This window comes from Pseudoalteromonas sp. Isolate6 (assembly GCF_022398435.1).
GTDB lineage: Bacteria > Pseudomonadota > Gammaproteobacteria > Enterobacterales > Alteromonadaceae > Pseudoalteromonas > Pseudoalteromonas galatheae.
Genome location: NZ_JAKEVK010000076.1, coordinates 1 through 19320 on the forward strand (window position 1 = coordinate 1; position 19320 = coordinate 19320).

Sequence of the window (19320 nt, forward strand, 5' to 3'; positions counted from 1 at the left end):
CGTCATGATGATGAAATAATAGTTGGGATGTTAGCGTTTGAATGACAGTAAAACTAGTTCAAGGAAGCAGAAAATGCGATTTTGGCTTTTGATAATGTTAGGTATTTCATTTAACTCATATAGCATTGTTATTCGCCATGATGTCGATGATGCCAATTACAAGGTGTCGAGCAATGTGTTGCCTCAGTTAGCAACTTTTTATATTGATGGTGGTCATGGTACATTAATTGATTCAAAGTGGGTCTTAACAGCCGCCCATGCAACATTTTGCCTTCAGCCAAATTCGACAATACTAATCAATAATACCCCTACTTTGATTGAGCAAGTTTTTGTTCACACAGGTTATATGCCTGAGCAAAGCCACGATATTGCACTTATCAAACTCAAGCAAGCTGTAAGCGATGTTAAACCTTTCAAGATTAACCGAAAAATAGATGAGCTTGATAAAGTATTATGGTTTATTGGTATGGGAGGGACAGGTACCGGTATAACTGGGCAAACGATTGACAACTTAGCTAACCAAGGCCAAATGCGACGGGCTCAAAATACCGTGATAGTAGCCAAAGGCCCGCTTTTAAAATTTAGCTTTGACCGCGGTGACAAGGCACTGCCTTTGGAAGGTGTGTCGGGTGGAGGAGATAGCGGTGGTCCAGCCTATCAATACAAAGGTGGTCAAGGTGTTGTGCTTGGAGTCAGCTCTCGAGTCGAGGGCGGAAGAATTGGCCGTTACGGCGTGACTGAAATATACAGTCGCGTTTCTTATTTCGTTGATTGGATAGACAGTATTATTGCAGGCAAAAATGTAGCTATGTTGGCCACTACTACGCTAACCCAGCTGCCTGCAGGCCTAACTGACGAGATATTGCCACAAGTTTGTGAAGAAATTAAGATAAAAAGCAGCCAGTAAGGCTGCTTTGCAATTTGGGCAGAGTGCTTAAGCAAGCACTGATTTTTTGAGACTATCTTGCGTTAGTACTTTCAAAGATCTTGTCAGCAGAGGCTGCAACAAAACCGGTGTAGATTTCGCCGTCTGGTTTTGGGTAGCGCAGTGCAAATTCATAGAAGCAGCTTGGAATACTAAATTCGCCGTCGCTGAACTTCACAGTTTGGTGATCAGCGAGTGTTGATGATTGCTCAAGCAATACTTCTGGAGAGCCTTTGATCTCGCCACCAGAGGTGTTTAGCTCAAAACCATTGTCTTTAAGTGCTTGGTTTACGGCTTCAATTGTAGTGAAGTTCTTCAGGTAATTGATGCTTACCGTAAAGTGGTTAGCGCGGTAGCCCCACGCTGACATCCATGCAGCGTATTCGCTTTCAGCCAGTAGCTTTTTGTATGTCTCGTGAGACACATTCCAGTGAGTACCTGAGTACAGGAAGTTTTCAGCTGTTACTGCAGACTCGTCGATTTGCTCAACCATGTCTTTAACGATAGCTTGTAATTCTTCTGAACATTTTTCAACTAGCAGCTCAGAGATAAACACCTTTGGTTTAGTTGGATCTTGATGTTCATAGTGCTTGGCATATAGCTTTTTCGCTTCAAAGTGGTATTCGCCACACTCTGTGTAACCTACAGCTTTAAAATGTGCAGCGAGCTTTTCCAGGCCTACTTTTTCAATATTAAAGGTACGCAGTGCAATGTGGTCATTGATCACGTCGTCTTTTTGCGTTGAGCCAAGTAGTTCATGAACTTTAACTGCAGAAGGCGTTACTTCTAGGTAGTTGTCCCACAGGTGTTCAAATAATGTATCTACGTTGTTGTGCATAATGGTTTCCTAATTTTTTGTCTTGGTGACAGTTTGTTAAACTTTATACCAATTGGTATCAGCACGACATTGAAATCTATAGTTTAAATGCGTTTATCAGTTCACCTTGAGTGACATCAAGCGCATTGGCTACCTCTGCGGTCAGCTGAATTTTTTCTTCTGCTTCGCACAGATAAGCCTGATCGGTAAACGTGGCTTTAAACGCGTCTAACCGACCATTTGAAATAGCAAGACTAGATAGCTTGTCAGGTAGTGAAGCGACTATTTCAACTTCACCTTTAAACGACTCTCTAACTGTTCTAATGTTTTCTAGTCTGGCTTCCACCGTTGGACCTGCGTCGAACAAGTCAACATAGCCACGGTGTTCAAACCCCTCTTTTTGTAACAAACGCAAAGCAGGCTTGGTCTTCTCATGCACTTTACCTATCACGGCTTGTGCTTCTGGACTTAGTAGGTTTGCATAGATGGGATACTTGGGCATAAGTTCACAAATAAAAACTTTGTCCCCGAGACCGACCAAGTGATCTGCTTGCGGAAATTCGATGCTAAAAAAGTGCTCTTGTAACCACTGCCAAAATGGCGAGTGACCATGTTCGTCACTTACACCACGCATTTCTGCAATAACGGTATCGCTAAAGCGTTCTGCATGTTCAGCCATAAATAAGAAGCGACTTCTTGAAAGAAAGCGACCAGCTAACCCTTGGCGATGACCTTCACGTAAAAATAGTGTGCAGATCTCAGAGCTTCCAGTGTAGTCGTTACACATCGACAGAATATCAACGGTATTATAGACACCTAAAGTTCTTGAGTGATGTACTGTTTTACCAAGATGATAGTGGTATAAAGGCACAGACATACCTACCGCGGCTTCAATCGCAGTGGTGCCTATAATTTCGCCCGTTTGTGTGTCTTCAAGGACGAATAAATAGCCTTCGTCGTATGGTTTTGACACTGACTTTGCAAAGCTTTCAACTGAGCGATTAATTTTATTAGACAACAATTCGTCATCTACTGGCAGTGAGGTAAATCCATGGCCAGATTCAACCGCAATGGTTTTTAGCGAGTCGAAGTCAGTTTTTTGTATTGGTCTTAATACTAACATGAGAAAGAGGAGACCGAGGTCCCCAGCTCCTTAGCCGTTTACTACTGCAGCAACCGCTTGTTCAAAGCGTGCAAGGCCTTCTTGGATCTCTTCGTCAGTGATCACAAGAGAAGGTGTAAAACGAACTACGTTAGTACCAGCAACTAATGACATTAAACCGTGCTCTGCACTTGCTACAAGAAAGTCGCGTGCACGGCCTTCAAATCTGTCATTGAGCACTGCACCTAGAAGAAGACCTTTACCGCGCACTTCAGAAAATACATTGTATTTGTCATTAATAGCATTTAGACCATCTCTGAATACTTGCTCTTTGGCTTTTACGCCAGCTAATACTGATTCGGTATTTACAGTGTCAAATGCAGCTTCTGCTACCGCGCAGGCTAGTGGATTACCGCCATAAGTTGAGCCATGGGTGCCTACTTTAAGGTGAGCTGCAATTTCAGTAGTGGTAAGCATCGCGCCAATCGGGAAACCGCCGCCTAGTGCTTTTGCACTAGTTAGGATATCAGGTGTTACACCTAGCCCCTGATAAGCATATAGGTCACCAGTTCGGCCAACACCCGTTTGTACTTCATCAAAAATAAGTAGCGCGTTGTGCTTATCACATAGTTCGCGCACAGCTTGCACAAATTCAGCATTTGGAGAAATGATCCCGCCTTCACCTTGAAGCGGCTCCATCATGACTGCGCAAGTGTTGTCTGAGATTGTTTTTTCAAATGCAGCTAAATCGTTATAGTCGATATGAGTAATATCAGCTGGTTTTGGACCAAAACCGTCAGAATAGGCTGCTTGACCGCCAACCGTTACCGTGAAGAAAGTACGACCATGGAAGCCTTTATTGAATGCGATAATTTGTGTTTTCTCTGCACCAAATTTATCCAGAGCCCAACGACGCGCAAGTTTAAGAGCGGCCTCGTTTGCTTCGGCGCCAGAGTTTGCGAAATAGACTTTTTCTGCGAATGTTGCATCAGTTAACTTTTTAGCAAGGCGAAGCGCCGGCTCGTTGGTCATCACGTTTGATAGATGCCAAATTTTTTCGCCTTGCTCTTTAAGTGCAGAAACAAGCGCAGGGTGACAATGGCCTAAACAGTTCACGGCGATACCGCCTGCAAAATCGATGAACTCTTTACCTGTCTGATCCCATACGCGAGAACCCTCACCTTTAACTGGAATAACGGCTGACGGGTTGTAGTTTGGAACCATGACTTCATCGAATAATTCGCGATTTGCTTGCATGACGCTTTCTCCTAAATTGTTATCATTGTGCGGTATTACTGTCGGGCAGAAGCTGATTACTTGTTGTTCTGCTCACAGCCAACTTGCTATTTCTTCATTATTACGCGCTTTTGTAATAATTTGCAGTGCAATAATTCACATATTTGCTATCATTTATGTCAAATTAACATGGTTAAATTGCAAAATGATTAGTTTACAAGATGAAAAGCTTATTGCATTGTTGCGTAATAATGCACGGGAGAGTATCTCTGAGTTGGCACGTAAGTTAGATCTTTCCAGAACCACGGTACAAAATCGTATCGCAAAATTAGAGCAAAATGGCGTAATCAAAGGCTATCGCGTGGAGTTCGCGCAGCAGTATATGGACGATTTAGTATCGGCACACGTTTCTATTAAGGTAAAACAAAAACTCACTACAAAGGCGAATTTAGCATTGCAGCAGTTGCCAAATGTTTCAGCACTTTATGCCATTAGTGGGGAATATGACTTGATTGCGATTGTTGAAGCACAGAGTTTGGAGCAGTTGAGTCATCTGCTAGATGAAATTGGTAATTTAGAAGGGATTGAGCGTACCAATTCGTCGGTTATTTTAGAAACCAAATTTAAGCGATAAATAACCTTACCGTGTCTGGATAAATACTTTGAGCGCTCGTCACCACTTACCAATTGCTCTGCTTTTAGCATAATAGATTGCTTAGCTTGGAGGATGCTGTGTGTAGCTAACTTTTCCGCTTAACAGTGAGCTACCCAACTTGTTCTGGTAACCAAATGCTGGTGCCGGTCGCTGCAATATGATTAACATTGCCATTTAACACTTTGCTACCCACATTATTTGAGCTTTCAGGCCGGCTAACTAAATATCCCTGTACACAACTGATCCCTAAGTTTTTAACTAGCTCAAATTGTTCTGTTTGTTCAACGCCTTCGGCAACAATTTTTAATTCTAACTGTTGTCCCAGTTCGCTGATGGAGTTGAGGATTTTACGATATTTAGGATTACTGTTGGCTTGAGTGATAAATAATTTATCAATTTTTATCACGTCTATAGGCAAATCAGCAAGGGTGCTCAGCGAACTAAAGCCGGTGCCAAAATCATCAATTGCGATGCTTATTCCAGCATCTCGGCATTGTTGCAATTGCGAAATAGTTTCATTGCTAGCTTTGATTAGAGTGGACTCCGTGATCTCCAACATCAAAGCGGTGGCTGGTAAGCCGGTCTTTTCTAAGGCAGTACTTACCCATTCAAAGATCTTTCTATGTTTTAGTTGTATTCCAGAAACATTGACTGAGATTTTTACCTTTTTCATCCCTGCATTATGCCAAGCACACATTTGTCTACACGACTCAAGTAAGATCCAATCACCAAGCTCTAAAATTAAATTAGATTCCTCTGCAATTGGAATAAACTCAGCTGGTGGAATTTGCCCTTCTATTGGGTGATTCCAACGGATAAGCGCCTCAAAATAGTCAATAGCACAATCTTCAACATGTACTATCGGTTGGAATGACAGATAAAAGCTTTGCGCAGAGATAGCGAGTCGTAACTCTTCTAAGAGGTAGTGATAACGGCGCATTTTCGACCCCATTTCGGGGGAGTAAACTTTAAAAATCCCACGTCCATCTGTTTTTGCTCTGTACATGGCAACATCAGCCATCTGTAGTAACGAGTTCGGAGTTGCGGCGCTATCTGGATATACTGCGATGCCGATACTTGCTCCAATTTTGACAAGCTTATTGCCAAGCAAGAAGTCACGCTCTATATCACTTAGAATGGACTGTGCGATTTCTGTGCATAAGCTCGGATCGCTTAATTTGGGAATAAATAGCGAAAATTCATCGCCGCCGAGTCTTGAAAGGTTTTGTTCAAGGCCATGGATAGGGTGGCAATCTTCCAAACCATATTGACGGACAGTGTTTGAGAGCCTAGCGGCAACTTGGATCAAAATTTCGTCGCCAAAACTGTGGCCAAATGAATCGTTGACCTGTTTAAAGCCATCTAAGTCGATAAATAGCAGCCCACACTTTTGTTGTGCTAACTCTGCTTGTTTTAACTTTGCCTCGATATGATCAATATAGGCATGCCTATCGATTAGTTTCGTGAGCTTGTCTTGAAAAATTTGAGACTCTGAATGGCGTTTTACTCGTGCAAGATGGCTGGATAAATCGTGGATCGCATGACTGAGCTTTGCAAGAGAAGACTTATGATGCAGTGGCGCGCTGCTTACCTCTAAACGCGCCAATATCCCTCCAACGTCATTATTCACCTCGTTAATATCTTCGTCTTGGCAACGATATCTGCGCTCTGATTTAAAAAGGTACGCAATAATTGCAAGTAATGTTGTGATTGCAATCAGTGTGATGGGTGAAGTAAACACGGCATACCAAACCGTATTTACATCCAGATATTTAGGCGTTCCGAGCGTTGATTCGACTACAACATAGGTGGAATTACCCTTTGCAGCAAAGCTCAAACCGTGCAGTAGTGAAGAGTACCAAGGTGATACCATTGATGTTGTAAGGTGCTCGGTTGCCGAGGTTGTAGCGAGCAGTTCAAACACATGGCTCTTAAAAGACAGGTGCAGCAATATGACAACGAATAGAGCGCCCAGAATTAGGGTACTTGTTAGTCTTATTGCGTTTGACATGAATAGGCTTTCCTTAGTAATTCAGACTATTGCGTATTATTAAGTAATAACACATGGATGATATGTTTATCATAAAAAATGTAATCTGAAATTATAGCTGCTAACCTGGTTTTTTACACACTTTAGCATTCAGTTGCAAACCTCATAGCGCAAAAGTACTCAAAATTTCAATTAGCAAACTACATTATATGAGCAGGATCAATTATTAGTTAAATTCACTTTACATGATAACCGTTCTCAACTAGCTTTCTTGTTGACTCTTAATGTGATTGGCTCAGTGATTGCAAGGAACCTGTAGCAAACTGAAATCACTGCTTATCTGATTTAGATTGCGCCAAAGCGGTGCAGAATTGCACCAAATTTGTACTGTCATACAAACTCAATATTTGTTTGCTGTACTTAGGGCTGTTGATTTTTAAAGCGATTGGTGAGTTGCCATCTAATTGCAATTTATTTTCATTAAAATTTCAATATGCTCGACATGAATCGTACACAGTTACCAGTCGTTTGCAGTATTAGCGTACGTCACTGTGAAATAAGGACTCACAAAAGGTAAACGGGGGTTATATGCTCACTAAACGGTTTTTCAAAACAAAAGACGAAGCGGAAATTACATTTTCATTTTCACACCCAGAAGCTAAAACGGTGGAACTTGTTGGTGATTTTAATGATTGGCAACCCGAGCCAATGAAATTCATCAAAAAAGACAGTGCGTTTAAGCTTAAACACCGTTTACCAACCGACAAAGATTACCACTTCAGATATTTGATTGATGGCGAAGTATGGGACAATGATCATCAAGCGGATGATTATGTGCCAAATGGCTTTGGAGAAGACAACAGCGTTGTGTCCACAGCGAGAGCGTAACATTATAAATGGACAACATTGCTCAGCTTCTATATCTCTATGGTATTGGTTATGAGTACCATAAATACACGGGTGATCATGTGGTATTTGATCACCAAACTCGCCTACAGGCCTTGCAGGAGTGTGGTGTTGATGTCAGTAATCCAGACGAAATAGACAGGCTCAACTTTGAGTTGGATATTGCCAAATGGCTCACGCCAGTTGAAGCCATTACTTTGGTTTGCAAAGAGACACCAACTATCACGATACGGGTGGATGACGGCCTGCACATTAACGAATTAACTGTGTCGATCCCTGCATTGGGTTATTGCTGTGTTTGCGATCCAAACAAGCAAGTAGCGATTGGGGATTACCGCTATCAAGATACACGTTATGTTCAATTTGAAGTGCCAATAAACGCGATCGAAGTCGGTTATCATAGCGCTGAGGTAATGTTAAATGGTGCGCGGTTTGAGACAGAACTTTGGGTGACGCCTAGACAGTGTTATGACCCTATTGAACAACATAAAAAGCTCCTTGGATTGTCTATTCAGCTATATTCGTTAAAGCCTGCTGGCAGCAAGCTAAGTGCGGATTTTTATGAGCTAAAGCAATTAGTTGAGGCTAGCGCAGCTGAAGGGGTAGATTACATTTTGTTAAACCCACTGCATTTATTGTTTGTTGATGAGCCAGAGAAAGCAAGTCCGTACAGCCCAAATGACCGCCGCCTACTGCACCCTTTTTACATTTCTATCGAGCTTTTGTGTGAACAATTTGGCATAGATGTGAGTGTGTTCGCCGACTATTTAGACGGCTCAAAGGCTAGCTTGAACGTGACATATCTTGATATGACTTACTGTATGGAAAGCAAGCTTAACGCGTTACGTTTTGCGTGGCAGTTATTGTGCGACCAAACTGGAGCGTGGCGTGCTGACTTTACTCGATTTTGCCAAGCTAAGCAGCAAGAGCTTAAGGCATTTGAGGACGATGACTTTGCCAAGTTTTTGCAATGGCTTGCGTTTGAGCAATTAACGCTATGCCAATCTTTGGCACTCAATGCTGGCATGGCCGTAGGTTTAATCAATGACTTAGCCGTAGGTTGTGCTGACGGCTCAAGTGAATATAACAGCAATAAAAATTTGTATGCCGACCATGCTCGTGTGGGCGCACCTCCGGACCCTTGGGCTGAGCTCGGTCAAAACTGGGGGTTACCAGCGTTAAACCCCGTTAAGTTAAAAGCGCAGCGCTTTGCATTTTTTAAACAGCTGATCCAAGCGAACATCACCGGTGTTGGGGCATTAAGAATTGATCATGTGATGGGCCTAAGAAGGTTATGGTGGTGTTTTTATCAAGAACAGCAGCAAACAGGTTGCTATGTATATTATCCATTTGAGTACCTCTTAGCGATCCTTAAGATTGAGTCCGTCAAGCACCAAGTGATGATCATTGGTGAAGACTTAGGGGTTGTTCCAATCGAAATCAAAGAAGCAATGTCTGAGTCGCATATATACAGCAATATTCTTTTTTATTTCGAAAAGGATTATCACGGTCAGTTTTTAGCACCCACGCACTATAAGCACAATGCGTTACTGATGGTTGCTAACCATGACGTCCCGCCATTTTTTGGCTGGTGGAGCCATGATGACCTTAGGTTGAGACGTGAATATCAGTTATTGAGCGAACCCCAACTAACAAAAGCGGATGAAGAGCGAACATCCGAGCGAGAGAAGCTTTGTCATTGGCTTAGTTGCTATGGTGAGGCGAGTGTCGCCCTTGCGAGCGAAGCCCGTGATGTGTATCAGGCGCTTATCAATGTGCTCGCCAAGTCGCCTGCAAAAATGCTGACAATTCAGTTTGATGACCTCGACGAACAGAAGTTACCAGTGAATATTCCTGGTACTGATCAAGAGTACCCAAACTGGAGAAGGCGACTTAATCAGACATCAGCGGAAATTATTGCAAGTTCTCGGCCGCTGATCCGAGATGCAATAACCAGCAGGAAAGAATAGATGAATACAAGAGCAAAAATAGAAGACGCCCACGTAGACGACTACATCAGTCAATTAGCCGCTTTGGAAGCAGGTAAGTGTCGTGACCCATTTGCCTTTTTAGGGCTACACCAGCTAGATGCGAAGCGCTCAGTCGTGCGCTGTTTTATTCCAGGTGCGACAGAAGTTAACGTACTTACCAACAATAGTAGCTATGCGCTTGAACGGTTTCGCAAAAGTGCGCTATTCACATTAGATTTTAAAGCGGATGACATCAGCAAAGATTACCTGCTTGAAGTGTACTACCCAGAACAAACCGTCACTGGGAGGGATGTATATAGTTTTGATAGTTGCTTGGCTGATGATGCCTTGTACTTATTCAATGAAGGAACACAAGCTCAAGCTTATTTGCATTTAGGTGCACATCAAGTAGAAATAGAGGGGGTAATTGGGTTTCGATTTGGTGTTTGGGCGCCAAATGCGTTGTCTGTCTCTGTGATAGGTGAGTTTAATCATTGGCAGGCCGTTCAGCATCCAATGCGGTTACATCCAGCCAGCGGTGTATGGGAGCTTTTTATTCCGGCACTGGAGGTTGACTGCTGCTATAAATTTGCAATCACCACATTTGAGGGGGAACGCATAGAAAAGGCCGACCCCTTTGCATTTAAAATGGAACAAGCACCGGGTACGGCGAGTATAACTCAGGCTCGACCTGCGGCTTTCACATTGAGCCAAGCTTACCATGATAAAAAGGCGCTGCGTAATAAAATCAATGCACCCATTAGTATTTATGAAGTACATTTGGGCTCGTGGAAGCGCCGAGAGAAAGAAGGTAATCGCTATCTCACGTATCGAGAATTAGCGGATGACCTTATCCCTTATGTAAAAGCACTGGGATTTACCCATTTGCAACTGATGCCTATCAGTGAATATCCTTTTGATGGCTCCTGGGGTTATCAACCAGTGGGGTTATTCTCGCCAACCAGTCGCTTTGGTGGCGTGGAGGATTTTGCTTACTTTGTTGAGTGCTGTCATCGTGAAGACCTCGGATTACTTATCGACTGGGTACCGGGACATTTCCCATCAGATCCTCATGGTTTACATAAATTTGATGGTACGCATCTATTTGAACACGCTGATAAGCGGCAAGGATTTCACCCAGATTGGAACACCTATATTTTTAACTACGACCGCGCTGAAGTAAAAAGCTTTTTGTTGTCGAATGCGATGTACTGGATAAAAGAATACGCCATCGATGGGTTACGAGTTGATGCCGTGGCATCGATGCTTTACTTGGATTACAGCCGTAAACATGGGGAATGGGTGCCAAATCAATATGGCGGCCGCGAAAATCTAGGTGCAATAGAATGCCTCAAATCAGTCAATACCAAATGTTATGGTGTTGATGAAGGTATTATGATGGTCGCTGAAGAATCCACCGCTTGGCCCGGTGTTACCCGCAGTGTTGAACACGATGGTTTGGGTTTTGGTTATAAGTGGAATATGGGGTGGATGAATGACACGCTAAACTATATGTCCAAAGACCCAATTCATCGCAAGTACCATCACCATGAAATGACCTTTTCGATGGTGTATGCCTATTCTGAAAATTACATCCTGCCATTAAGTCACGATGAAGTGGTACATGGCAAAGGTGCGCTACTGAGCAAAATGCCAGGAGACGATTGGCAGCAATTCGCTAATTTACGTGCCTACTATGGCTTTATGTTTGCCCACCCAGGTAAAAAGTTGCTGTTCATGGGCGCTGAACTTGCCCCCCGAGAGGAATGGGATCATAACCAACAACTCAACTGGAAGTTGCTTGAAAGTGAAGCGCACCAAGGCGTGTATGAGTGTGTCAAAGCGCTCAATACGACCTATAAATCAACGCCGCAACTATTCGAGTGCGATAATAAATCAACAGGGTTTAATTGGATTGATGGGGGGAATGCTGGGCAAAGTATATTTAGTTTTGTACGCTACGGACAAGATGGTGTTACACCGCTGGTGGTGATCGCAAACTTTACGCCACAAACTCATTTCCAATTCCGCTTAGGCGTGCCATCAGCGGGTGTGTATCAAGTTATCTTAAACACGGATGACAAAGCGTTTTGGGGGAGTGGCGTTGGAGTCGTTGCACATAAACAACAACTCATTGAATCGAAAAACATAGCAAGCCATGGCCTTGAGCAAAGTATCGATATAACAGTTCCGCCTTTGGCAACCGTGTATTTGCAGCTGATCTCTGGTGGCGCATGCTAACCAGTTATCGCGGCGATCATCAATTGCTGGGTGCGACGGCCAGTGATAAAGGTGTTAACTTTTGTGTTTATGCACCGAAAGCGAAACGTGTAACCCTCTGTCTGTTCGACAAAAGCGGCCATAGCGAAGTGAATCGGATAGGGATGTTTCGGCATGAAGGCGGAAATTGGTCATTGTTTATTGAAGGAGCAAAAGTCGGAGACTTATATGGCTATCGGGTAGACGGGGAATATAGCGCGGAAAAAGGGCTACTTTTCAATGCTAATAAGTTACTCTTAGATCCATATTGCCGTGACTTTTTCGGCGAATTTACTTGGAGTGAACGGCATTTTTGTCATTTGCCAGTAGGTCATTTAAACCCTTCTGATAACGCCTGTGATATGCCAAAGAGCAAAGTGACGGCGATTGAAAAGTATCAAGGGAAGCGACCCAAGACGCCGTGGAGTAAAACGGTTATATATGAGTGTCATGTTAAAGGAGCAACTGTTCGACACCCTGATATTCCAAGTAAACACCAAGGAAAATATTTAGGGATTGCTGAGCAAACCTTTATCGATCATCTAAAGCATATTGGTGTTACTGCAATTGAGTTGCTACCTGTGCATGCGTTTATCAATGAGCAATTTCTTACGACTAAAGGGCTAAAAAATTATTGGGGGTATAACAGCCTCAACTTCTTTACGCCACACAAAAGTTATCTTGTTAACGACGACATCAACGAATTTAAGGTAATGGTAGAGCGGCTCCACCAAGCCGGTATAGAGGTTATTTTGGATGTGGTGTTTAATCATACTGCGGAAGGTGGTTTGGATGGCCCGACAATTAGCTTTAAAGGGTTTGATAACCTGACTTATTATAGCACCTTGCCGAGTAAACCCAATGTCTACATTAATGACACGGGTTGTGGAAACACAATGAATATCTCGAATCCAGTGGTATTAAGGCTTGTTTTGGACAGCTTACGCTATTGGGTAGAATATATGGGAGTTGACGGTTTTCGTTTTGATTTGGCGACGATCCTTGCCCGTCAAGCCTCGGGATTTTCAAATCAACATGCGTTTTTGCAAGCGATCCATCAAGACCCGGTGCTTAGCAAAGTAAAACTGATTGCCGAGCCTTGGGATATTGGTCCTGGTGGGTATCAACTTGGACAATTTCCTTCTCCTTGGCGTGAGTGGAATGATAAATATCGAGATACTGTTAGGCGCTTCTGGCGTGGCGATGAGGGTGTATTGCCAGAGCTTGCGATGCGTATTCATGGCTCCAGTGATCTGTTTGAACATAACTTACGGGGTCCTTTGAACTCCATAAATTTTCTTACTAGTCATGACGGCTTCTCATTGTTTGATTGGACGGCTTACGAGCATAAACATAATGAAGCAAACGGTGAGGCAAATAGAGACGGCCACAGTGAAAACTTTTCATTTAATTGTGGGGTAGAAGGGTTCAGTGCCGACCCTCAAATCAATGAATTGCGTCTCAGTATGCAGAAAAATGCATTACTCACTTTGTTTTTATCCAAAGGGATCCCGATGATTTGTGCGGGTACTGAAATGGCACATACGCAAAATGGTAACAATAATGCCTACTGCCAAGACAACTGCACTAGCTGGCTGGCATGGAAAAACCATCAGCAACACCACATGTTAACTTTTTTTATCCAAGATTTACTCGCGCTCCGTAAACAATTTGCCGCGTTTTCTCACTCATTTTATGTCCATGACAGTGACAGTCGTTTTGCAGTGAATTGGTTTAATGAACAAGCAAAGCCGTTATCGCCCGAACAATGGCGAGAGCCAAGCCGTAAATGGTTGAGTTACACCATCACCGATCAGCAGTTAGGGCAAAGCTTATTGATAATACTGAACGCCAGTGAGAATGCGCTGCAAATAAAGCTGCCACTTAGTGCATTTTCATCTCATTGGCAGCAAGCAATTACCACCGCGGTTGAGCCGCAAAGACCAGAGTTAGATTCTTATTTACAGGTTCCAGCTAAGTCAGCATGGATATTTACATCAATCAAAGGGGACGAAAAGCATGGCTAATAAAAGTGCGCCAGTATGTGTCGTGAAACATTGGCAAGATGCACCAAAGATAGATGAAAACACCTTGAGTGATGATTTAACTCGTCACTTTTACTACACCTTAGGTCGAGACAAAGTAGGAGAGTCGCGACTTTATTTGTACCATGCATTAGCCTTGACCATTCGTGACCGATTAGTTGCTCGCTGCCGTGCAACGAAAGAGCACATTAAGAGTAAAAAAACGCGCAAAGCAGCTTACCTTTCGTTGGAATTTTTAATGGGTAGAGCACTGTCTAATGCGGTGCTAAATCTCGACTTAGAAGAACAAGTTCAAGCGGCATTGCAAGAATACTGTACTGAGCTTGAAGAGGTCGCGCAGGCTGAGCATGATGCAGGTCTTGGCAATGGTGGTTTAGGTCGCCTAGCAGCTTGCTTTTTGGATAGCTGTGCTTCATTAGCCCTTCCTGTTGTCGGCTACGGTTTGCGTTACGAATTTGGGATGTTTAACCAAACCTGCGAGCAGGGTCATCAAGTAGAACAGCCAGATAACTGGCTCCGAGAAGGTCATCCATGGGAACTTGCTGCACCAGAGCAAGCCCGGAGAGTTAAGTTTTTTGGTCATGTTGAAGTACATACCGACAAAAATGGTAGACAGCATCGTGAGTGGCTTGATACGCAAGATATACTCGCCGTGCCTTACGACGTCCCAGTCCCTGGATATCGTAATGAGGTGGTAAACACATTAAGGCTATGGAAATCAGAGGCAACCGATGAGTTTGACCTCAGCGAATTTAACGCCGGTAGTTATTCAGAAGCGGTGGCGAAAAAGAATCTCGCTGAGCAGATAACGATGGTGCTGTATCCCAATGATGCTAGTGAAAACGGTAAAGAGCTGAGATTAAGGCAGCAGTACTTTTTATCCAGCGCGAGTCTACAAGACGTGATCGCAACTTGGGTTGAGCAATATGGCGATGATTTCAGTGATTTTGCTGATTATCACGTATTCCAACTCAATGATACTCATCCAAGTATCGCCGTAGCTGAGCTAATGCGCATTTTATTAGACGATTACGAGCTGGAGTGGGATGCCGCATGGAAGATAACGACATCAACCATGGCATATACTAATCATACTTTATTGCCCGAAGCATTAGAGCGCTGGTCTGTGAGTCTATTTGAGCGCTTGTTACCTAGATTGCTAGAAATTATCTATGAGATCAATGCCCGCTTTTTGTCGGAAGTAGCATTAAAATGGCCGGGTGATATCGAAAAGCAGCGTGCGCTGTCACTCATAGAGGAGTCCAGTCATCCTCAAATTCGCATGGCGTACCTTGCGATTGTTGGTAGTTATTCTGTCAATGGCGTTGCGGCTTTACATACCGAGTTATTAAAAGCTGGGTTGTTTAACGATTTCTATCAACTTTGCCCTGAGAAGTTTAATAATAAAACGAATGGGGTGACGCCAAGACGCTGGTTATCGCATTGTAATCCAGAACTGGCACAATTGATTAGTGATAAAATTGGCGATGGATGGCAAGCTGATTTTTCTAAAATTAGTGAACTACGTCGTTTTTACGATAATCACGCCTTCCAAAAGCAGTGGCTAACAGTCAAACAAAACAACAAGCAGCGTCTTGCAGAGCTAATTGCTCATGAATGTCAGGTAGAGTTTGACCCAACTATGATGTTTGATGTTCAAGTGAAACGTATTCATGAATACAAGCGTCAACTACTTAATGTATTGCACGTTATCCATCTTTACGACCGGATCTGTCGTGGTGATGTGGCAGAGCTTGTTCCTCGTTGCTTACTGTTTGGAGGTAAGGCGGCACCAGGTTATTACATGGCGAAGAAAATCATTAAATTAATCAATAATGTTGCCAATGTTATCAACAATGACCCAGCAGCGAGGCCCTACCTCCGAGTGGCTTTCATGCCCAATTACAATGTCTCAAAAATGGAAGTGATTTGCCCTGCAACAGATTTATCAGAGCAGATCTCAACAGCTGGAAAAGAAGCGTCTGGCACTGGCAACATGAAGTTTATGATGAATGGCGCTATCACCATAGGTACCTTAGACGGTGCAAATATCGAAATACGAGAATGCGTTGGCGCAGACAACTTTTACTTATTTGGTGTAACCGCGGAACAAGCGCAGCAAGTGCGCCAAAATTATCAGCCCCTTAAGATAATAGAAAGCAACAATGACCTAAAACGCGTTATGGCTTTGCTTGAAAGTGGGCACTTTAACCTATTTGAGCCTAATATCTTTGATGACGTAATTAACTCAATTAAGAGTAGTACTGATCCTTGGTTAGTGGCACAAGATTTTCCCTCCTACGTTGAGAGTCAGGAGCACGCGGCTCAGGCATATAAAGACAAGGAGCATTGGCTGCGCATGAGTATTCTCAATACCGCAGCCAGTGGAAAATTTTCTAGCGATAGAACAATTCAAGATTACAGCGATGATATTTGGCGCTTGAGCCCAATGCAGTAGTCACCGCAAAAAGTTATGGAGAGAAGAAATAATGCCTAATTATGCGAATCGTTATATTAGTACCCTCACTCGAGAAACATATGCTTTAATACTTGCGGGTGGAAGAGGTTCGCGCCTTCACGAGCTCACCAATTGGCGAGCGAAACCCGCTGTTTATTTTGGCGGCAAACATCGAATTATCGATTTTCCACTGTCTAACTGCATTAACTCAGGGATCCGTCGAGTTGGCATTGCCACCCAGTATAAGTCGCATTCGCTGATTCGCCATGTTAATCGTGCATGGGGACACTTTAAAAAGGAGCTGGGAGAATCTGTAGAGATATTACCTGCATCACAGCGGTACGGTGATGAGTGGTACTGCGGCACAGCAGACGCAGTTTTCCAGAATATGGATATTATTCGTCATGAGCTTCCCAAATACGTTATGATCTTATCGGGTGATCATGTCTACAGAATGGACTATGGTGGTTTACTTGCAAAGCACGTAGAAACGGGGGCAGATATGACCGTATGTTGTATCGAAGTGCCCTGTGAAGAAGCGGCAAAAACGTTTGGTGTAATGACCGTTGATGAAAGCAACCGGGTGCGTCGCTTTGATGAAAAGCCAGTAGATCCGACCTCAATTCCTGGAAAGCCAGGTGTATGTTTGGCATCTATGGGCAACTATGTGTTTAACACGGAGTTTTTATTCGAGCAGTTAAAAAAAGATGCGGAACGAGAAGGGTCGGGGCGTGACTTTGGTCATGATATTATCCCATCCATCATAGAAGAGCATAATGTGTATGCGTATCCATTTTGCGACCCATCACACGAAGGGCAGCCGTATTGGCGAGATGTAGGTACATTGGATTCATTCTGGGAAGCAAATATGGAGTTGGTTTCTCCTGAACCCCAACTTGATCTCTATGATCCTCATTGGCCAATTTGGACTTATCAGGAGCAGTTACCACCGGCGAAATTTATATTTGATGACGATGATAGGCGCGGTATGGCCGTAGACTCTACGGTTTCTGGTGGCTGTATTATTTCTGGCTCCAAGGTTAAGCGTTCATTGCTGTTCTCCAATGTACACGTTCATTCGTATTGTGAAATTGAGGGGGCCGTGGTGTTACCCGGTGCCAAAATCGGGCGTAACTGCAAAATTAAAAACGCAATCATTGACCGCAGTTGTCACATACCAGAGGGGATGACAATTGGTTACGATACTGATTTAGACAAAGCGAACGGCTTTAGAGTATCGAATAAGGGGATCGTATTAGTGACCCGAGATATGCTCGCAGAGCTTGCGGAAAAACAAAAGAAATGATCCGTGTAGAGGTACTATGCATGTAATTTTAGTGGCAGCCGAAAACGATCGGTTGCCAAATTGTAAGGTAGGGGGCGTCGCTGATGTGATACGCGATGTGCCTTACGCACTGGCGCAGCTTGGCATAAAAGTATCGGTGGTCACGCCCGATTATGGCCAAGCTGCTTTAACTCGAAACTTAGTCGCTGATATTGCCGTTCCTTTTCGGCAACACCTAGAAACGGCGACTCTTTGGTCCGTTGAAGAAAGTAATAATGTCACCCAGTATGTTATTTCACACTCGTTATTTAGTGAGCATCACGGTGCTATTTATTGTAATGATCCTCACCAGCCTTTTGCCACGGATGCAAATCGATTTGCGTTTTTTAGCGCGGCAGTCGCTGAACTTATCGAGCATGAGTTGATAGCGGACATAGATGTAGTGCACCTTCACGACTGGCATGCTGCCGTCGTTGCTGTATTACGCCAGTTTAGTCCAAGGTTTAAACGGTTAAAGGCGCTAAAAACAGTTTATACGGTGCATAACCTCGCACTTCAGGGGATCCGACCTTTTAACCATGATTTTTCAAGTCTTGAGTCTTGGTTTCCCACGCTCACTTATGATGGACTCAGTATATGCGATCCTAAATATCCCCATTGTTTTAATCCTATGCGAGCTGCTATTAATCTTTCAGACAAAGTACATGTTGTTTCTCCTAATTACGCCAAAGAAGTAATGATCCCAAGTCATCCAGAGCTTGGCTTTTTTGGTGGTGAAGGGTTAGAAAGTGATATGCAGCATGCTTCACATGAAGGACGGTTAGCTGGTATTTTAAACGGTTGTGTGTATGATGAGTCAGCTAGCGACGAGAATCTTACTTTTGCTGACTACTTGGCGCTTGCTGAGCTGCATGTGTTTCAATGGATGGCAAAATCAAGCCAAGTATTATCTCGGTTTTACATAGCCCACCAACGTATACTCGCTTGGCGCGGTGAAGCCTTTAATGGCAAGCTTATTACAAGTGTTGGTCGTCTTACCGATCAAAAAGCACTTATTTTAAGACAGCCAACCCAATCAGGAATTGTGCTTGATGACATCGCAAAAGTAGCCGAGCATCAAGGAGCACGCGTCGTGATTGTTGGGTCTGGCGACCCATTTCTAGAGCAGCTGTTTACCGAGGTCATGGCACGGCATGAGAATGTCTTGTTTTTAAATGGTTATGGTAAAGCTCTTGGGGAGCAATTGTACCCGTTAGGTGATTTGTTTTTAATGCCAAGCTCCTTTGAGCCTTGTGGTATTAGCCAAATGCTTGCGATGCGTGCTGGGCAACCTTGCATTGTGCACAAAGTGGGGGGATTATCTGATACGGTAAAACACAACGAAACCGGCTATTGCTTTGAAGGAGAAACGCTCGCTGAACAAGGTAGTCAGTTTATTGCGATTTTTGAACTAGCACTCGCTGATCTGGTAGGGGATAGCAAAAAATATCAACAACTCAGGCAGCAAGCTCGTATGCAGCGCTTCGATTGGTCTGACGTTGCACAAAAATACTGCGAACAATTATATAGATAGCGAAAATGTAGATAAAAAAATTTGCGCCGCTGTTTTAAGTATTTATCAATTAGCTCAATTGCTACACAAAAAACTAGGTCAAAGGTATCAAAAGATAGC

Annotated in this window: 13 protein-coding genes; 9 read left to right on the top strand and 4 right to left on the bottom strand. The window is 43.5% G+C overall.

All coding sequences use genetic code 11. The annotated features are described in order from the left end of the window. The first annotated feature begins 73 nt into the window (after positions 1-73). The gene (locus tag L1D50_RS12165; RefSeq protein WP_239966108.1) at positions 74-907 is read left to right on the top strand and encodes a trypsin-like serine protease; all 834 of its coding nucleotides are present in this window, start codon (positions 74-76) and stop codon (positions 905-907) included. Between the two features lie 52 nt (positions 908-959). On the opposite strand, the gene L1D50_RS12170 is transcribed toward L1D50_RS12165, so the two are convergent. The 3 genes from L1D50_RS12170 to L1D50_RS12180 form a co-directional block, all read right to left on the bottom strand. Then, positions 960-1763, bottom strand: a complete 804-nt coding sequence (locus tag L1D50_RS12170; protein ID WP_128726598.1) for a DUF1338 domain-containing protein — start codon at positions 1761-1763, stop codon at positions 960-962. Between the two features lie 76 nt (positions 1764-1839). Then, a complete protein-coding gene (gene astA / locus L1D50_RS12175; protein ID WP_239966109.1) occupies positions 1840-2865 on the bottom strand; it encodes an arginine N-succinyltransferase in 1026 nt (341 codons plus the stop codon). 30 nt (positions 2866-2895) lie between these two features. Further along, positions 2896-4101: an aspartate aminotransferase family protein gene (locus L1D50_RS12180; protein WP_239966110.1), complete on the bottom strand. Its 1206-nt coding sequence runs from the start codon at positions 4099-4101 to the stop codon at positions 2896-2898. Between the two features lie 184 nt (positions 4102-4285). Here L1D50_RS12180 and L1D50_RS12185 point away from each other — a divergent pair, with 184 nt between their 5' ends. Beyond that, positions 4286-4714 carry an Lrp/AsnC family transcriptional regulator gene (locus L1D50_RS12185; protein ID WP_128726595.1) on the top strand — a complete coding sequence of 143 codons (429 nt, stop codon included), beginning with the start codon at positions 4286-4288 and terminating at the stop codon, positions 4712-4714. 130 nt (positions 4715-4844) lie between these two features. Here the strand turns inward: L1D50_RS12185 and L1D50_RS12190 are convergent, their stop codons facing one another. Then, positions 4845-6746 carry an EAL domain-containing protein gene (locus tag L1D50_RS12190; RefSeq protein ID WP_239966111.1) on the bottom strand — a complete coding sequence of 634 codons (1902 nt, stop codon included), beginning with the start codon at positions 6744-6746 and terminating at the stop codon, positions 4845-4847. A 567-nt stretch (positions 6747-7313) separates the two neighbouring features. Between L1D50_RS12190 and L1D50_RS12195 the strand changes: the two genes are divergently transcribed. From L1D50_RS12195 to L1D50_RS12225, 7 genes are read left to right on the top strand one after another with little or no spacing between them, the layout of a single operon-like run. Continuing rightward, entirely contained in the window at positions 7314-7613 is a 300-nt protein-coding gene (locus tag L1D50_RS12195; protein ID WP_128726593.1) for an isoamylase early set domain-containing protein, read from the top strand. 8 nt (positions 7614-7621) lie between these two features. After that, positions 7622-9601, top strand: a complete 1980-nt coding sequence (gene malQ, locus L1D50_RS12200; RefSeq protein WP_239966112.1) for a 4-alpha-glucanotransferase — start codon at positions 7622-7624, stop codon at positions 9599-9601. Then, entirely contained in the window at positions 9602-11842 is a 2241-nt protein-coding gene (gene glgB / locus L1D50_RS12205) for a 1,4-alpha-glucan branching protein GlgB (protein WP_138522917.1), read from the top strand. Continuing rightward, complete coding sequence (glgX, locus tag L1D50_RS12210; protein ID WP_128726590.1) at positions 11836-13887, top strand: glycogen debranching protein GlgX; 2052 nt, start codon at positions 11836-11838, stop codon at positions 13885-13887. The genes glgB and glgX overlap by 7 nt, the downstream gene beginning before the upstream one ends. Next, complete coding sequence (locus tag L1D50_RS12215; protein WP_239966113.1) at positions 13880-16363, top strand: glycogen/starch/alpha-glucan phosphorylase; 2484 nt, start codon at positions 13880-13882, stop codon at positions 16361-16363. The genes glgX and L1D50_RS12215 overlap by 8 nt, the downstream gene beginning before the upstream one ends. Positions 16364-16394: 31 nt before the next feature. Next, complete coding sequence (gene glgC / locus L1D50_RS12220; RefSeq protein ID WP_128726588.1) at positions 16395-17669, top strand: glucose-1-phosphate adenylyltransferase; 1275 nt, start codon at positions 16395-16397, stop codon at positions 17667-17669. A gap of 16 nt (positions 17670-17685) precedes the next feature. Continuing rightward, positions 17686-19221, top strand: coding sequence for a glycogen/starch synthase (locus L1D50_RS12225; RefSeq protein ID WP_239966114.1), 1536 nt, complete (start codon positions 17686-17688; stop codon positions 19219-19221). Positions 19222-19320 lie beyond the last annotated feature (99 nt).

What these genes read in the sequence shown, in the direction of transcription:
- malQ (WP_239966112.1), top strand. Translation starts at nt 7,622, where the DNA reads ATGGACAACATTGCTCAGCTTCTATATCTCTATGGTATTGGTTATGAG.
- glgB (WP_138522917.1), top strand. Translation starts at nt 9,602, where the DNA reads ATGAATACAAGAGCAAAAATAGAAGACGCCCACGTAGACGACTACATC.
- glgX (WP_128726590.1), top strand. Translation starts at nt 11,836, where the DNA reads ATGCTAACCAGTTATCGCGGCGATCATCAATTGCTGGGTGCGACGGCC.
- L1D50_RS12170 (WP_128726598.1), bottom strand. Translation starts at nt 1,763, where the DNA reads ATGCACAACAACGTAGATACATTATTTGAACACCTGTGGGACAACTAC.
- L1D50_RS12190 (WP_239966111.1), bottom strand. Translation starts at nt 6,746, where the DNA reads ATGTCAAACGCAATAAGACTAACAAGTACCCTAATTCTGGGCGCTCTA.
- L1D50_RS12185 (WP_128726595.1), top strand. Translation starts at nt 4,286, where the DNA reads ATGATTAGTTTACAAGATGAAAAGCTTATTGCATTGTTGCGTAATAAT.
- glgC (WP_128726588.1), top strand. Translation starts at nt 16,395, where the DNA reads ATGCCTAATTATGCGAATCGTTATATTAGTACCCTCACTCGAGAAACA.
- L1D50_RS12225 (WP_239966114.1), top strand. Translation starts at nt 17,686, where the DNA reads ATGCATGTAATTTTAGTGGCAGCCGAAAACGATCGGTTGCCAAATTGT.
- L1D50_RS12195 (WP_128726593.1), top strand. Translation starts at nt 7,314, where the DNA reads ATGCTCACTAAACGGTTTTTCAAAACAAAAGACGAAGCGGAAATTACA.
- L1D50_RS12180 (WP_239966110.1), bottom strand. Translation starts at nt 4,101, where the DNA reads ATGCAAGCAAATCGCGAATTATTCGATGAAGTCATGGTTCCAAACTAC.
- L1D50_RS12165 (WP_239966108.1), top strand. Translation starts at nt 74, where the DNA reads ATGCGATTTTGGCTTTTGATAATGTTAGGTATTTCATTTAACTCATAT.
- astA (WP_239966109.1), bottom strand. Translation starts at nt 2,865, where the DNA reads ATGTTAGTATTAAGACCAATACAAAAAACTGACTTCGACTCGCTAAAA.
- L1D50_RS12215 (WP_239966113.1), top strand. Translation starts at nt 13,880, where the DNA reads ATGGCTAATAAAAGTGCGCCAGTATGTGTCGTGAAACATTGGCAAGAT.